The sequence below is a fragment of the Bacillus sp. 2CMS4F genome, from assembly GCF_023161785.1.
In the GTDB taxonomy this organism is placed as follows: domain Bacteria; phylum Bacillota; class Bacilli; order Bacillales; family Bacillaceae; genus Bacillus; species Bacillus halotolerans.
This window is the reverse complement of record NZ_JALNTO010000023.1, coordinates 1-15,918: the sequence shown is the minus strand read 5'-3', so window position 1 is coordinate 15,918 and position 15,918 is coordinate 1. Positions and strand designations below refer to the sequence as shown.

The 15,918-nt window shown below is 42.7% G+C and carries 15 protein-coding genes, 2 tRNA genes and 1 riboswitch; of the genes, 13 read left to right on the top strand and 4 right to left on the bottom strand.

All coding sequences use genetic code 11. The features are described 5' to 3' along the window. Positions 1 to 230 precede the first annotated feature (230 nt). Complete coding sequence (locus MTN95_RS20890; RefSeq protein ID WP_105955096.1) at positions 231 to 1,418, top strand: macrolide family glycosyltransferase; 1,188 nt, start codon at positions 231 to 233, stop codon at positions 1,416 to 1,418. A gap of 96 nt (positions 1,419 to 1,514) precedes the next feature. Here MTN95_RS20890 and MTN95_RS20885 read toward each other — a convergent pair whose 3' ends face one another. Both MTN95_RS20885 and phoB read right to left on the bottom strand, forming a co-directional pair. Then, the gene (locus MTN95_RS20885) at positions 1,515 to 2,222 is read right to left on the bottom strand and encodes a membrane lipoprotein lipid attachment site-containing protein (RefSeq protein WP_248339905.1); all 708 of its coding nucleotides are present in this window, start codon (positions 2,220 to 2,222) and stop codon (positions 1,515 to 1,517) included. Between the two features lie 64 nt (positions 2,223 to 2,286). After that, positions 2,287 to 3,675, bottom strand: a complete 1,389-nt coding sequence (gene phoB / locus MTN95_RS20880; protein WP_248339892.1) for an alkaline phosphatase family protein — start codon at positions 3,673 to 3,675, stop codon at positions 2,287 to 2,289. 305 nt (positions 3,676 to 3,980) lie between these two features. Here phoB and MTN95_RS20875 point away from each other — a divergent pair, with 305 nt between their 5' ends. Continuing rightward, positions 3,981 to 4,958, top strand: a complete 978-nt coding sequence (locus tag MTN95_RS20875) for an HD domain-containing protein (RefSeq protein ID WP_248339891.1) — start codon at positions 3,981 to 3,983, stop codon at positions 4,956 to 4,958. Between the two features lie 220 nt (positions 4,959 to 5,178). Further along, complete coding sequence (locus MTN95_RS20870; protein ID WP_044161583.1) at positions 5,179 to 5,745, top strand: YdhK family protein; 567 nt, start codon at positions 5,179 to 5,181, stop codon at positions 5,743 to 5,745. 16 nt (positions 5,746 to 5,761) lie between these two features. On the opposite strand, the gene pbuE is transcribed toward MTN95_RS20870, so the two are convergent. Further along, the gene (gene pbuE, locus MTN95_RS20865; protein WP_105955092.1) at positions 5,762 to 6,928 is read right to left on the bottom strand and encodes a purine transporter PbuE; all 1,167 of its coding nucleotides are present in this window, start codon (positions 6,926 to 6,928) and stop codon (positions 5,762 to 5,764) included. Positions 6,929 to 6,982: 54 nt separating this feature from the next. After that, positions 6,983 to 7,082, bottom strand: a riboswitch (purine riboswitch). A 178-nt stretch (positions 7,083 to 7,260) separates the two neighbouring features. Between pbuE and MTN95_RS20860 the strand changes: the two genes are divergently transcribed. The 8 genes from MTN95_RS20860 (at position 7,261) to MTN95_RS20825 (ending at position 14,507) form a co-directional block, all read left to right on the top strand. Beyond that, positions 7,261 to 7,572: a PTS sugar transporter subunit IIB gene (locus MTN95_RS20860; protein WP_024120394.1), complete on the top strand. Its 312-nt coding sequence runs from the start codon at positions 7,261 to 7,263 to the stop codon at positions 7,570 to 7,572. Then, positions 7,572 to 7,904, top strand: coding sequence for a PTS sugar transporter subunit IIA (locus MTN95_RS20855; RefSeq protein ID WP_105955091.1), 333 nt, complete (start codon positions 7,572 to 7,574; stop codon positions 7,902 to 7,904). The genes MTN95_RS20860 and MTN95_RS20855 overlap by 1 nt, the downstream gene beginning before the upstream one ends. Before the next feature lie 17 nt (positions 7,905 to 7,921). Continuing rightward, entirely contained in the window at positions 7,922 to 9,247 is a 1,326-nt protein-coding gene (gene celB / locus MTN95_RS20850; RefSeq protein ID WP_202853879.1) for a PTS cellobiose transporter subunit IIC, read from the top strand. Between the two features lie 18 nt (positions 9,248 to 9,265). After that, entirely contained in the window at positions 9,266 to 10,663 is a 1,398-nt protein-coding gene (locus MTN95_RS20845; protein WP_248339890.1) for a glycoside hydrolase family 1 protein, read from the top strand. Positions 10,664 to 10,813: 150 nt separating this feature from the next. Next, positions 10,814 to 11,527 (top strand): GntR family transcriptional regulator, encoded by a 714-nt coding sequence (gene gmuR / locus MTN95_RS20840; RefSeq protein ID WP_248339889.1) that lies wholly within the window; start codon positions 10,814 to 10,816, stop codon positions 11,525 to 11,527. A gap of 28 nt (positions 11,528 to 11,555) precedes the next feature. Further along, positions 11,556 to 12,455 (top strand): ROK family protein, encoded by a 900-nt coding sequence (locus tag MTN95_RS20835; RefSeq protein WP_248339887.1) that lies wholly within the window; start codon positions 11,556 to 11,558, stop codon positions 12,453 to 12,455. Further along, positions 12,452 to 13,399: a mannose-6-phosphate isomerase, class I gene (gene manA / locus MTN95_RS20830; RefSeq protein ID WP_248339886.1), complete on the top strand. Its 948-nt coding sequence runs from the start codon at positions 12,452 to 12,454 to the stop codon at positions 13,397 to 13,399. The genes MTN95_RS20835 and manA overlap by 4 nt, the downstream gene beginning before the upstream one ends. 19 nt (positions 13,400 to 13,418) lie before the next feature. Beyond that, positions 13,419 to 14,507 (top strand): glycoside hydrolase family 26 protein, encoded by a 1,089-nt coding sequence (locus MTN95_RS20825; protein WP_248339884.1) that lies wholly within the window; start codon positions 13,419 to 13,421, stop codon positions 14,505 to 14,507. 58 nt (positions 14,508 to 14,565) lie between these two features. Here the strand turns inward: MTN95_RS20825 and MTN95_RS20820 are convergent, their stop codons facing one another. Beyond that, positions 14,566 to 15,420, bottom strand: a complete 855-nt coding sequence (locus tag MTN95_RS20820; RefSeq protein ID WP_024120402.1) for a manganese catalase family protein — start codon at positions 15,418 to 15,420, stop codon at positions 14,566 to 14,568. A 335-nt stretch (positions 15,421 to 15,755) separates the two neighbouring features. Between MTN95_RS20820 and MTN95_RS20815 the strand changes: the two genes are divergently transcribed. Beyond that, positions 15,756 to 15,832 (top strand) — tRNA-Arg (locus tag MTN95_RS20815). 13 nt (positions 15,833 to 15,845) lie between these two features. Beyond that, positions 15,846 to 15,916, top strand: a tRNA-Gly gene (locus tag MTN95_RS20810). Positions 15,917 to 15,918: the final 2 nt, after the last annotated feature.

Genomic DNA, 15,918 nt, shown 5'->3' with positions numbered 1-15,918 from the left:
ATTGTCATTTCACTGGCTGGCAGCGCTGGTGATATCCTTTATCGTAACGGATTGATAGCGTAAAACCGCATCAGCCTAAAGCGGCAGAATAATTCGATCATTTGTCACTTGCATGGCGTCAGTCTCCCCCATTATGATCGATAGTGAGAACTATCATCAGTTTAATCAGGCACAAATTGCATATCATCTTATGAACGCTTACGGAATACGAGTGAGAGGAAGTTGTCAGAATGAAAAAAGTATTGATCCTGAATTTCCCAGCAGAAGGCCATGTAAATCCTACATTAGGCATTACGAAAGCCTTTGCCGATCGGGGATATGATGTTCACTATATATCCACTGAAAAATATAAAGAAAGATTAGAAGCGGTGGGAGCGACTGTCCACCTTCATCAGGATTTGCTGAGAACAACACCTATTCAAGTCGCTTCGCCAAATGGCATTCTTGATTTCTTGAAAATACATATCAAAACCTCACTGGACATTTTACATGTCGTAAAAGAGTTGTCAAAAAGCATTCAGTTTGACTTTGTTTATTATGATAAATTCGGTGCGGGAGAGCTGGTCAGAGATTATCTCAACATCCCGGGCATCTCTTCGTCTGCTTCCTTCTTATTCGATGAAGAGCATTTAAAGATATTGCCGCTGCATCCGGATTCAGAAGTGCCTTTACAATTGGATAAAGAGTGTGAAAATCTGCTGGCAGAGATGAAAGAAACATACGGCGTATCCCCGAAAAACTTGGTTCAATTCATGAACAATAAAGGCGAACTGAATGTCGTATACACAAGCCGATATTTTCAGCCCGAAAGCGATCGTTTTGGGGATGAATGCCTGTTTATCGGACCAAGTTTTCCAAAAAGAGCAGCCAAAACGGATTTTCCTGTTGAACAGTTAAAAGATGAAAAGGTCATCTATATTTCAATGGGTACGGTACTGGACAAAACAGAAGAATTCTTCAACCTTTGTATTGATGCTTTTTCTAATTTTGATGGATTAGTCGTTATTGCAGCGGGAGAAAAAGCAGATCTCACAAAATTAAAACAGGCACCGGAAAACTTCATCATTGCCCCGTATGTGCCTCAGCTGGAAGTGCTGGAACACTCAGACGTTTTCATTACACACGGCGGCATGAATAGCGTCAATGAAGGCATTCATTTTAACGTGCCTTTGGTTGTAATGCCTCATGACAAGGATCAGCCAATGGTAGCGCAGCGTCTCTCTGAACTCCAAGCGGGCTATACGATCTCTAAGGATGAAGTAAATGCGCAGTTATTGAAACAGGGGATAGAGGAAGTTTTACAAAACGATCAATATTTGGAGGGCATTAAAAAAATCAATCAAAGCTTTCAAGAGTGTATGGACATGGACGAAGTGATGGAGCGAATTGATCAGCTGATTCATCAGAAAACCAAATAGAAAAAAGTGTATAAAGAAAACCGCTGTGTTGAATAGCGGTTTTTTTCATATCTATCCGTAGACGAAACCTCCAGTACGCTGTGCAGGAGGCAATGATTAAAATGCAATTTTGATCTTTTGAGAATCAGTGATTTTCTTATGGTTTTGGTCAAAAACGTCACTTGTTGTGATTTCAATCCATTTGATCTCTTTTTTCTTCTTCTCAGCTGATGGTTCATCATGAGCATGTCCGCTTGCTGCGTTTACAATAAAGCCGAGATTGCCGGATTTTTCGGCGCCGCCTTCTAATTCACCATTCAACTCTTCAAGGTACATATCTTTATTCCAATCAAAGCTTTCACCTGTATTTGTTCTCATCAATGCAATCGGGGCAAAATTCACTTTCTCGGAAGATGTGTTTTTGATATCAACGAAAACTTTGACGAAATCAAACTCTTCATCGTGTGTTAATACATGAAAATAATCAATCATGCTGTAATCCGGACGTAAGTGGATCAGCTTCATTTCTTTTACTGTTAACTCTACGTTTCCAATCTTATAAGTTTGATTGACTTGTTTGATATCTTTTAAGACGGCTTCACCTTTGTCATCAGAAAACGTTTGATTTACCTTCAGCAATGACCGGTCATCTGTTACCTGTGCATTAGGCTGATACTCATCTATACTGTCCTTTTGAGACGAAGTGCTTTGCGGTGTGGCTTTTGCTGTTTGCTCTCCGGCTGTATTTTGTTTTTCAGAATCGGCGTTTGATGAACAGCCCGCAAGCATGACGATAAAAAATAAAATCGATAGAAACTTTTTCATCATGAGTCCTCCATTAAGAAAAGAGCCCGTTCCTTAAACAAGCAACGGGACACCTTGTATTCTCTTACTTATCCTTGATCTTAATGTTGTATTGTAAAGCGTCGAAAACATTTTTGGCGATTTCAGTATTATCGATTTGGCCGGAAAACTTCTCACTGGACGGTCCGTACGCATAGACAGGAACATCCTCGCCGGTATGTCCGCCTGTTGTCCATCCTGTGTGAGAGCGTTTATTGAAAATCTCCTCAATCGCATTATCGATATCAAGGACTTCCTTCGATTTTGCCGCTTTTTCAACAGATTGAATTTCAGATGCAGTTAAAGCTAATTTCTTTTGATCAATATACGTTTTTAATGTTTTTTCAACATCTGCGCCGCCGGCGATTTTTTCTGCCATGAAGTCAGGCGTGCGTTTTGCCGCTTTAATTGGCTCACTGAACCAGTTGTAAATGCCGTCCGCACCGATGGAGTACCCGCCGGTTGAGTGGTCAGCCGTTGCGACAACCAATGTATGCTTGTCTTTTTTAGCGAAATCGATCGCTGCCTTGTAGGCTTGTTCAAAGTCCTCCATCTCACTCATGGCGCCGACAATATCATTGTCATGCCCCGCCCAGTCAATCTGGCTTCCTTCAACCATGAGGAAGAAACCGTCTTTGTCCTTGCTTAATTTTTTGAGAGCTGTGTTTGTCATGTCTTTTAATGAAGGAATATCCTTCGTGCGGTCGATCTTTTTAGGCAGGCCGCCGTCAGCGAATAGGCCGAGAACTTGGCTGTCCTTGTTTTTCAGCATGTCCTTGCGGTTATCCACATAGCTGTATCCCGCTTTTTTGAATTCCTTTACCAAATTACGGTCCTTGCGGTCAAAATTGCTTTTTCCACCGCCTAGAAGGACATCAATTTTGTGCTTGCCGTTCACCATTTCATCAAAATAGTCGTCTGCAATAGAATTCATGTTTTTCCGGCTGTGATCATGTGAGCCGAAAGAAGCCGGAGTGGCGTGAGTAATCTCTGAAGTGGCGACAAGGCCGGTCGATTTTCCTTTTTCTTTTGCCGCTTCAAGAACTGTTTTGACCTCTGAACCGTCATTATCCACTGCAATTGCATTATTATATGTTTTAACCCCAGCTGACATAGCGGTTGCGGCAGAAGCAGAATCCGTTACATTTTGTTCAGGGTCTTCAGGGTAAGTCGTCTGCTGGCCGACAAGGTACTGGTCAAAAGCTGTAGGCTCAACAACCTTTGTTTTTTTATTATCCTTTAAGTAACGATGAGCGGACGTATAAGACACACCCATCCCATCACCGATCAGGACGATGACATTCTTAATTTCGTTTTGATTCCCCTTTTTCTTTTCCTGGGCGCTGGCTTCAGGTACGCTGCCGCTGACTAGGCTGCTGAGCGCAATAGATGATAACACCGCAATAGGCAGCAGCTTCTTCGGGAATTTTTTCAACTGAATAACCTCCTAAAAATATGATCCTCAATGACAAACCCATTATATTTTTAAAGTGTTAAGCTAGTATTAATCGATTTTAAAGATTGAGTTTACAAGATGATAAGGAGTGAAGAGACAGTGGCGAAAGTGAATATGATGTGCGAATCTGACCGGCTAGTGATGATGTATGTGAATTGAAAGAATTACTCCAATCCCTTGATAAAGAAGAAAGCAGACAAGCTTTTTCATTCTTCCAATTTGCTAGGGATAAAATCTCTCACTGCAATGCATCCGAAGAAGAAAATAGATTTTGAGGTGACAGTATGGAAATAAACGATGTGCTTTACGGCAGGCATCAAATAGACGGAGTACTGGAAGAACTCATAAAAAGCGCACCCGTGCAAAGATTAAAAGGGGTTTATCAAGGCGGCGCCAGCTTTTTAGTCAATCCAAAGTGGAATGTGACCCGGTATGAGCACTCCATTGGCGTTATGCTTCTAATCAAAAGACTGGGGGGAACCATAGAAGAGCAGATCGCAGGTCTTCTCCACGATGTGTCGCACACAGCATTTTCTCATGTAATCGATTTTGTATTTGAAAATGAAGCGGAAGATTATCATGAAAACATTTTTCAACAAGTCATTGGCCAATCCGAGATCCCTGGAATTCTAAAAAAACACGGTTATGATGCCGACGATCTTTTATTAAATGATACAAGATGGACACTGCTCGAACAGCCCGCACCGGAGCTGTGTGCTGATCGCATAGACTACACGCTGCGTGACATGTATCAATATGGACAGATCACGCTCCGCGAAGCAGAAATCTTTTTAGATCGCCTCATTGTGAGAAACGGAAGGGTGTTTCCAGATGGTATCGGAACAGCCGAATGGTTCGTGCGAGTGTATTACAAGGAAGTAATCGATTTCTTTATGAACCCAGTGAATGTATATGGGTATGAATACTTAGCGCGAACGCTGAAGGCTGCGCTGCAGCACAATGTCATCGCCGCCGAAGATTTGCTGAAAACAGACCAAGAGGTGTTAGATATCCTGCATTCATCAGAAAATGAAGAAGTACTGAGACTGCTTGAAAAAATACATCCTCACATACAAGTAAAAGAGGATGACATTCATTACGATTTTCATCGAAAAAAGAAAATGCGTCTCATCGACCCTTCTGTTTTCCATCATAATGAATGGATCACATCCTCATCAGTATCTCAAAACATCAGAAAAATGGGAGAGACCGCTTATCAGAAAGCAAAAAAAGGCGTGTATGTCAAAGTAATCGAAAACTAACCGAAGCCGCGCAACCGCGGCTTTTATCAACCGCGTTTTATTCTGCGGAACACGGGGAATAGGACAAACAGCAGCATATTTTATGAGAATATCAGCGCATTTACATACCGTCCGGGGGTATAGTATTATTGAAAAGATCATGTTTGACAGGCAGATGTGAAGGCCATTCTGTTTCTGCGGATTAAATTCACACCAAAAAATGAAGCAAAGGAGAATGAACATGAAGATTTCGAAAAAGGCACTTGGAATTTTATTGATGTCACTTATTTTTGTTTTATCAGCATGCGGAAATAGCGACAGCAAAAAAGAAAGCACTCATGAAAGTCATTCGGACTCCGGCTCACACGAAGAAATGGATCATTCCGGATCTGCTGAAGTTCCAGAGGGATTAACGGAATCGAAACATCCTAAATATAAAATAGGCAGCCAGGTCATCATCAATGCTTCTCATATGAAAGGTATGAAGGGCGCTGAAGCAACAGTTACAGGCGCATACGACACAACGGCATATGTTGTTTCTTATACACCGACAACCGGAGGACAGCGAGTTGATCATCACAAATGGGTGATCCAAGAAGAGATAAAAGATGCAGGAGATAAACCTCTCAATCCCGGAGATCAGGCGATTTTAGAGGCCTCTCACATGAAAGGCATGAAGGGAGCAACTGCTGAAATCGACTCTGCAGAAAAAACAACGGTATACATGGTGGACTATACATCGACAACAAGCGGAGAAAAAGTAAAAAATCATAAGTGGGTAACTGAAGACGAGCTTTCAGCTAAATAAAGAAAAAATCCTCCCTTTACAAGGAGGATTTTTTTACGGTATGAACAGGTCTTGTTAAAGAAAATAAAGCAAACAGAACGGCGATCACAACAATCGATCCTCCGCACCAAGCTGTTGACACAACAGTCCCCGTCTGATCCAATACAACACCGCCAATGGCCGAACCAAGGGCAATCCCGATTTGCAGCGCAGACGTATTAAAGCTTTGCTGAATGTCAGACGTGTCCGGTGCAATCTCAATTAAATAGCTTTGCTGTGCGGGAGCCAGACTCCAGCTCAGCAATCCCCAAATGACCATAACAGGCAAAAAGAAAATCATAGACGACGTTGACAGCGGCAATAAGAACATAATGATGGCAAAGGAACCGGTCACCAGCAAGATGCTCTTAAAGGAACCGAGCCGGTCAGAAAGCGCTCCTCCAAAAGGACCTCCGCACACGGCAGATATTCCGAAAAGGAAATAGCAAATGCTGACCCAGAAAGAGCTTAGATGGAGAGTCGTCTCTAAAAACGGGGCAAAATAAGCATATAAAGTGTAGTGCCCCGCTAATGTAAACATCGTCACAAGATGCGAGCTGGCGATTTTCGCATTGGCAATTGTCTTGATTTGATCCCGGAATGGAATCATTTTCTCCGTCGGTATCTTCTCAAAAAAGATTGAAATAATCAGCATAGAGACAAGCGCCAGAAGCCCGATGCCAAGGAACAAAATGCGCCATCCGAAGGAATTGCTGATCAATATTCCAAGCGGCACACCTAATGCGATGGCAGAACTGAATCCCATAAAAATAATGCCGATTGCGCGGGCCCTGTATTCAGGCGCCACAATTTTCGGCGCAATTGTCAAGGAAAGGACCACAATCAGCCCTGTGCTCATCGCCGCCAATACCCTTGATACCATCAGCATCGCAAAGTTAGGGCTGAAATAGGCGACAAGGTTACTTAAAAAGAAAACAAATAACGCAATTAAATATAAACGCTTCCGTTCAACCTTCGCGGTCATTGCCAAAAGCAGCGGCCCTGAAACAGCATATCCCAGCGCAAACACACTGATCAGCTGTCCGGCCGAAACAATGGAAATGTGTAAATCATTTGCGATTTGAGGAAGAATCCCACCCACAATTAACTCAACCAATCCGACTGCAATCGTAGAAGCTGCAAGCAGAAAAACTTTAAAATTCATAACAAACTCCTTTACATAAATTTTTTGACAAATAAAAAAATCCTGATTACAAAAAAAGTGATACACAATTTTTGTAATCAGGATTTTACGGTTCCTGGTAGACACCCTCAATCCATATTATTGAGGTTATACAAGTAAAAATAGCTATTTAATTGATGTAGTTTCCGAGGATGAGTTTAACATATTGTGAGCGAATCTTCCATAGAAAAATTTGATAAATAGTTGAACCGAAAAATATGAATATATTTATTTTTATAAAAGTATAGACAATTAAAATTAAATGACTATAATAAATTTTGTAAGCGTTTTAAATAAAAGAGGGGGGTCATCCATTGAAGAAAATTTTACTGGCGTGCAGTTCGGGAATGTCCACCAGTTTGTTGGTGACAAAAATGAAAGAATACGCGCAATCCATCGGTGAGGAAGCGGAGATCTGGGCAGTCGGCCAGGATAAAGCGAAAGAAGATATGCAAAAGGCAGATGCGGTTTTAATCGGCCCGCAAATGAGCTTTCTGAAAAGCGAACTGCAAAAAGAAGCCGACCAATACAACATTCGGGTTGAGGTCATTGACATGATGGCTTACGGAATGGCTGATGGCAAAAAAGCTTATGAACAGGCTTTGTCATTAATGGGGCAACAATGATGGAGCAGATAAAAATCACCGATTTAACAGACGAACAAATCAGCTTTCAGCTTATTCTCCACAGCGGCAATGCCCGCAGCTGCATCATTCAATCACTGCGCGCCTACAAGGAAGGAAACAGGGGGGAGGCAGATGCCCTTATTGCCCAGGCTGAGGATGCCCTATCTGCAGCCCATGACATTCACTTTCAAATGATACAGAAAGAATCAGGCGGCGAGGCAGCCAATTTCTCATTGCTGCTTATGCACGCGGAAGATCATCTGATGTCAACATTGACCATGAAAGAATTGGTAAAAGAGCTGCTTGGCATCTTTAAAACAAAGAATATATAAAAATCGGGGTGGATAGGGTGTTCGAGAAAATCAGCCAGTTCCTTGTTCCAATTGCAGGGAGGTTAAATAATAACCGTTATTTGCAGGTGTTGCGCGATGCGTTTATGCTGGCCTTCCCGCTTACGATATTCGGATCCATTTTTGTGGTGTTAACGAACCTGCCGTTTTTAAATAAAATCATGAATGCTTCAATGCTCACATCGTTTCAGTCCAATTTTGGCATTGCGTCTACGGCGACCATGGGGATTATGTCTGTCTTCGTCGTGTTTGGTATAGGCTATTATCTCTCAAAAAGCTATCAGGTCGAAGCTGTGTTTGGCGGTGCGATCGCTTTGGTTTCCTTTTTGCTGCTGACGCCTTTTATCGTTCAGCCGGAAACAGGAGATGCCATAACCGGAGTCATTCCGGTAGACCGCCTCGGTGCCAAAGGAATGTTTCTGGGTATGATCACGGCATTTCTTTCTGGTGAAATCTACAGAAGAATCGTTCAAAAAAACCTGACGATCAAAATGCCTGCCGGGGTTCCGCCGGCTGTAGCAAAATCATTTGCCGCACTTATTCCGGCTTTTATCACATTGACTGTGTTTTTGCTGATTAACGTTCTGGTCACCCAGCTTTTCAAAACCAACATGCATGATGTCATTTATCATGCGATTCAGGCTCCACTTGTCGGACTTGGAAGCGGTATCATTCCGACGCTGATTGCTGTATTTTTTATTCAAATTCTTTGGTTTTTCGGATTGCATGGGCAAATCATTATCAACTCTGTGATGGACCCGATTTGGAATACACTGCAGGTGGAAAACCTGGCAGCCTACACAGCGGGAAAAGAAGTGCCGCACATCATCTCAAAACCGTTTATGGAGATTTATACAGTGGGAATGGGCGGAACCGGGATGACGCTGGCGATTGTATTTACGATTCTTATATTCATGAAAAGCAGGCAGATGAAGCAAGTATCAAAACTCGGCCTTGCTCCAGGGATTTTTAACGTAAACGAACCGATTATCTTCGGACTGCCGATTGTGATGAATCCGATCATCCTTGTGCCTTGGGTTTTGGCGCCGATGGTTGTTACACTCGTCACCTATCTGGCTATGTCCGCCGGACTTGTTCCGCCTCCAACAGGTGTCACGGTCCCATGGACGGTCCCGCTATTTATTAATGGCATCATGGCGACAAACTCAATCATGGGCGGCGTAATGCAGCTTGTCAATCTGATGATTGTCTTTGTGATATGGTTCCCGTTCCTGAAAGCAATGGATAAATTACATTTGGCAAAAGAAAAGGAACAGGCTGTTCAGGAAACAGCACAGCAAAATGATAACAGCATCAAAATGTGACAGAAGGAGAGAGAGAACTTGACTCAAACAGAACAGTATCGTTTTCCGAAAGATTTTTGGTGGGGATCATCCGCTTCAGCGACACAAACGGAGGGGGCCTCCGATCGAGACGGAAAAGGGAAGAATATTTGGGATTACTGGTTTGAAAAAGAGCCTCATCGCTTTTTTGATCATGTAGGACCTGCATCCACATCGCAATTTTACGACAACTATAAAGACGATATCAGGCTGATGAAGGAGCTTGGTCACAACTCGTTCCGCATGTCGATTTCGTGGTCGCGGTTAATACCGGGCGGAACAGGCGAGATCAACCCTAAAGCCGCGGACTTTTATAACAGCGTCATTGATGAGTTCACGGCTAACGGAATAGAACCTTTTGTCAATTTGTTTCATTTCGATATGCCGATGGAACTTCAGAACATCGGCGGCTGGGCAAACAGAGAAACGGTGGACGCTTATGAAAACTATGCAAGAACTTGTTTTCGTTTGTTTGGCGATCGGGTGAAAAAATGGTTCACGCATAACGAGCCGATCGTGCCGGTAGAAGGCGGATACTTATATGATTTTCATTATCCGAACAAGGTAGATTTTAAAGAAGCCGTTCAAGTCGGGTTTCACACGTTGTTATCAAGCGCCCGCGCCATTCAGGCTTACAGAGAGATGAAGCAGGATGGAAAAATCGGCATCATCTTAAATTTGACACCATCCTATCCGAGAAGCAGCCACCCGGCAGATGTAAAAGCGGGAGAAATAGCAGATACGTTCTTTAACCGATCTTTTTTAGACCCTTCTGTAAAAGGCGAGTTTCCAAAGGAACTCATACACATTTTAAAAACTGAAGGCTTTATGCCTGAATACGAGAAAGAGGATCTCGAGATCATTAAACAGCATACGGTTGACTTATTAGGTGTGAACTATTATCAGCCGAGACGTGTAAAAGCAAAAGAGCACCTGCCAAATTCGGAGGCGCCGTTTTTGCCTGACAGGTATTTCGATCCTTACGTCATGCCGGGCCGCAAAATGAATCCTCATCGGGGCTGGGAGATTTACGAAAAAGGCGTTTATGATATCCTGATCAATCTAAAAGAAAATTACGGCAATATCGAGTGCTTTATTTCTGAAAACGGCATGGGGGTTGAAGGGGAAGAGCGTTTCAGAGACGAGCAGGGGATGATTCAAGATGACTACCGAATTGAATTTATCAAAGAGCACTTAAAATGGATTCACCGCGCTATACAGGAAGGCTCAAACGCAAAAGGCTATCACTTATGGACGTTTATGGACAATTGGTCATGGACAAACGCTTATAAAAACCGATACGGATTTGTTTCAGTCAATCTGGAGAAAAACGGAGAAAGAACTGTCAAAAAGAGCGGAAAGTGGTTCAAAGAGGTTGCTGAGAAAAATGGTTTTTAGGTTGCTATAGCAAAAAGGTCTTCCGGCGGTCATGATTCCTAACAGAGACAACAAATAGCCATAACATTGATGAAACAGGAAAAAGAACTTATGATATCCGTAAAGAAGCTTATTCGATATCAAAATTTTTACAGCTGCCGGAGGATACCAATGAATAAATACGAAATCATTGCAAATGAAATGAGAAAACGAATCAAAAATAACGTATATCCCATCGATCAGCCGATTCCCGATGAAGTATCTCTTGCAAAAGAGTTCAATTCAAGCCGCATGACGATGAAAAGAGCTCTTGATAATTTAGTTGCTGAAGGACTGTTATTCAGAAAACGCGGTCACGGAACCTTTATCATTCAATCTGCGATACAGGATGATCATGTCCATGTCGTCAGCAATGAAATCCTCGGTCTGACCAATTTGTTAAAAGACAAAAAAATCAAAAGCAAGGTCATTCAGTTTGAGGTGCAATTTCCCACTGAGGAAGTGGCTGCCCATTTATCAATTGATCAGAAAACGCCGGTTTATTTTGTTGTACGGCTGCGAATTGTGGAAGGCGAGCCATATGTATTGGAAAAAACATATATGCCGACACACTTAATCCCCGGCATTAATGATGAGGTGCTGCACCACTCTATTTATGATCACATCACAAACGGGCTTCAGCTAAAAATTGCCGGAACGCACCGGAAAATCAGAGCCTGTAAATCTGATGAGATGGATCAGCAGCATCTGGGCTGCAAACAGGATGATCCCATTCTTGAAGTTGAGCACGTGGGCTTCTTAGATAACGGAATTCCATTTGAATATTCCTTTTCACGTCATCGGCATGACAAATTTGTCGTCACTTCGGTAAATGTAAGGCGCTGATCGCGGAGATAACAAGGAGGCCATCTGCATGCTTGGCGGTATTGAAGCAGGCGGCACAAAATTTGTATGTGCCGTCGGAACAGAAGATGGAACGATCATTGACAGAATAGAGATACCAACAGCGGTGCCGGATCAAACGATAGAGAAAGTCATTCAATATTTTCGCCAATTCTCGCTACAGGCAATCGGCATCGGCTCCTTTGGTCCCGTTGATACAGATGTAAACAGTAAAACATACGGAACCATTACTGCCACGCCTAAACCAGGCTGGAGACACTATCCATTTTTGAAAACGATAAAAGAAGAAATGAATATTCCTGCTGGATTCAGTACGGATGTGAACGCTGCGGCCCTCGGTGAATCTCTTTTCGGCGCAGCTAAAGACTTCGACAGCTGCTTATATATCACGGTCGGCACTGGCATTGGTGCAGGCGCGATTATAGAAGGGCGGCTTCTGCAAGGATTGTCACATCCTGAAATGGGCCATATCTATATTCGCCGCCATCCGGATGACACGTATCAAGGAAAGTGCCCTTATCATAAGGATTGCTTCGAGGGTCTGGCTTCCGGTCCTGCTATAGAGGCACGATGGGGAAAAAAGGCCGCAGATTTATCACATATTAATGAGGTCTGGGAACTTGAAGGATATTACATTGCGCAGGCGCTGGCACAATATATCCTCATTCTGGCACCAAAAAAAGTTATTCTTGGCGGCGGCGTCATGAATCAGAGTCAGCTGTTCCCTTATATCTATCAATATGTACCTAAAATAATGAACAGCTACTTTAATTTTTCTGAATTATCAGAAAGTATAAATGAGTATATTGTAGCTCCCCGTTTAGGCAGAAATGCCGGAATCATCGGAACGTTTGTTTTAGCCGATCAGGCATTAAAAGCAGAAGAAGCATCCGGGGAGGTTTCATCATGAAGCATCCTTTATTTTTAGAGCCGATTTTTAAAGAAAGGATATGGGGCGGCACAGCGCTTCGTGATAGATTCGGCTACAGCATCCCTTCAGAAAAAACTGGCGAATGCTGGTCTGTCTCGGCCCATGCCAATGGATCATCGACTGTTCAAAATGGCCGGTTGGCAGGAAAAACACTAGATCAAGTGTGGAAAGAATGCCCGGAGTTTTTCGGCTTTCCGCAAAGAAGCGTGTTTCCGTTACTGGTGAAAGTACTTGATGCCAACATGGACCTCTCCGTACAAGTGCATCCTGATGATCATTATGCCATGGTGCACGAAAACGGAGACCTCGGAAAAACAGAGTGCTGGTATATTATTGATTGCCAAGAAGGCGCGGAACTGATTTTGGGACATCACGCAAGCACGAAGGAAGAATTCAAACAGCTTATAGAAAGCGGTGACTGGAACGGACTGCTTAGGCGCATCAACATAAAGCCAGGAGATTTCTTTTATGTTCCAAGCGGCACGCTGCATGCATTGTGTGAGGGCACCCTGGTCCTTGAAATTCAGCAAAATTCTGATACCACATATCGAGTATACGATTATGATCGCTGTAATGACCATGGCCAAAAAAGGGATCTCCATATAGAAAAAGCGATGGAAGTCGTAAACATACCGCATGTGGATTCTGAATCAATACCGGCGGTGAAAGAAATGAAGGATGCCGTGATTACGTCTTATGTTCAGTCAGATTATTTCTCAGTTTACAAATGGAATGTCAGTGGCAAGCCGGTTTTTCCTTCTCCTCAAACCTATTTGCTATGCAGTGTTGTCGAAGGCTCAGGGATAATAGAACACAACGGTGTGCAGTATGAATGCAATAAAGGCTCACACTTTATTTTGCCTGCCCATTTTGGTGAGTTTTCAATAGAAGGAACTTGCGAGCTGATCATATCTCATCCTTAATAAGAACGGAGGAATTTCTGTGTTAAAGAAACCTATCATCTGTTTGTTCATCTTATTTTTATTTGCGTCTGCCGTTTTGGCTGAGCCGATTCAAGCACATACTGTGTCACCTGTTAATCCTAAGGCACAGCAGACAACAAAAGATGTGATGAATTGGCTCGCCCACCTGCCGAATCGTTCTGAAAACAGAGTGCTTTCCGGTGCGTTTGGCGGTTACAGTCATGACACATTCTCCATGGCCGAAGCAGAAAGAATCCGAAGCTCAGCCGGACAATCACCTGCCATTTACGGCTGTGATTACGCGAGGGGATGGCTTGAAACCTCAAACATTGAAGATTCTATAGACGTAAGCTGCAACAGTGATTTAATTTCGTATTGGAAAAGCGGAGGGATTCCGCAGATCAGTCTGCATCTAGCGAATCCTGCTTATCAGTCAGGACACTATAAAACACCGATTACCAACGATCAGTATAAAAAACTGTTAGACTCCTCTACAACAGAGGGGAAGCTGCTGAACGCCATGCTCAGCAAAATCGCTGACGGACTTCAAGAGCTGGAAAACCAAGGCGTGCCCGTTCTGTTCAGACCGCTGCATGAGATGAACGGCGAGTGGTTTTGGTGGGGGCTTACGTCATATAATCAAAAGGATGATGAAAGAATCTACTTATATAAACAGCTCTACATCAAAATCTATCATTATATGACTGACGAACGAGGATTGGATCATTTATTGTGGGTTTACTCTCCCGACGCTAATCGAGATTTTAAAACAGATTTTTACCCTGGAGCTTCATACGTAGATATAGTTGGGCTAGATGCATACTTTCAAGATCCATATTCGATAAGCGGATATGACCAGCTCACAGCACTTAATAAACCATTTGCCTTCACAGAAGTTGGTCCGCAAACAGCAAACGGCAGCTTTGATTACAGCCTGTTTATGAGTGCGATAAAACAAAAATATCCTAAAACCACTTATTTTCTGGCCTGGAATGATGAATGGAGCCCGGCTGTGAACAAAGGCGCTTCATCTCTCTACAATGATAGCTGGACATTAAATAAGGGAGAAGTATGGAACGGTGATACATTAACACCTATAGTTGAATAAAAAACGTTTTACTATTAAGAAAAGGTTCTCAAGGATATCCTTGAGAACCTTTTGCTCATCAGGCGTTCATATCCCCTAAGCCGGGACTATGTTCATTCGGCATTTCCGGAAGAACCGGAACAGGAAATCCAGCCGGAGGTTCAGTTACTTGCAGCTCGCCGCCATTCCTGCTTGGAGATTTCCCTTGAAAGATCTCTGCAATTCTTGTTTCATCTAATCTGAAATTAAACTGTACATTATGGTATCCTAATTCAACATACTTTCTGCACTCTGGATATTTATTAATGTCGTAATTCGGAACTGGAAAAAGCTTAGCCCAGTCAACACCCAAAGTCTCAAGCGCTTTAGCGAAAGCATTTTGATGAGCATTGTCACGAACAATAAGAAAAGCGAGTGTTTCTCGGAACGTCTGATTAGAGCTCATTTCATAAATTCTTGTTTTTTGGAGAACACCAGTAGACTCAAGCAACAAGTTATCCAACAGGTCAGTGATTAAGTTTCCGTGATTATACACCCACGACGCGTTCCAAGGATTGCCGCCAGCATCAACCGGGAGTGAACTCTGTGCGCCAATAATGTAATGATGAGGGTTAGCATGTTTAACTGCTTCATCAAGGGGGGCGTGATCTATACCCTGGCTGCCGACTCCAGCACCGCCTGATTCATCCAACAAGGCATTGATTGTATTTTGCACAAGCTCTACATGGGCAATTTCTTCTAAAAAGATGCCGCGCAGCAAATCACGATATTGTTTCTGCTTTCCTCTGAAATTGGAGCTTTGAAAGAAATATTGCATCATTGTACGCATTTCTCCGTAATGTCCGCCTAATATTTCCTGCAGTACTTTAGCTGCGGCCGGATCTGGCTTATCGGGTTTAATGATATTGATTAGTTCTTCTTTGTAGTAAAACATAACACGCCTCTTTTCTTATTTATTTTGTTTTCTATATCATCTGTACAATCAGATAAACTATACGGACTAACCAACAGCTGAAAAGAAAATGAGAAAAATGAAACAAAAATATAGAAAAGTGTTGACCGATAAAAAAACACATGGTATATTATTAAACGTCGCTGATGAACAGCGCAGAACAAAATGAAAAATAAAAAAGTTTTTCGAAGGTGTTTACAAACACTTCAAAATGTGTATAATAGATAAAGTCGAATCAAAAAGATTTGAAAAAACATTCAAAAAAACATCTTGACTTTAACATCAATTGATAGTATGATAGTTAAGTCGCTCGATAAGCGCCCGTAGCTCAATTGGATAGAGCGTTTGACTACGGATCAAAAGGTTAGGGGTTCGACTCCTCTCGGGCGCGCCAATATAATATACATGCGGGTGTAGTTTAGTGGTAAAACCTCAGCCTTCCAAGCTGATGTCGTGAGTTCGATTCTCATCACCCGCTCC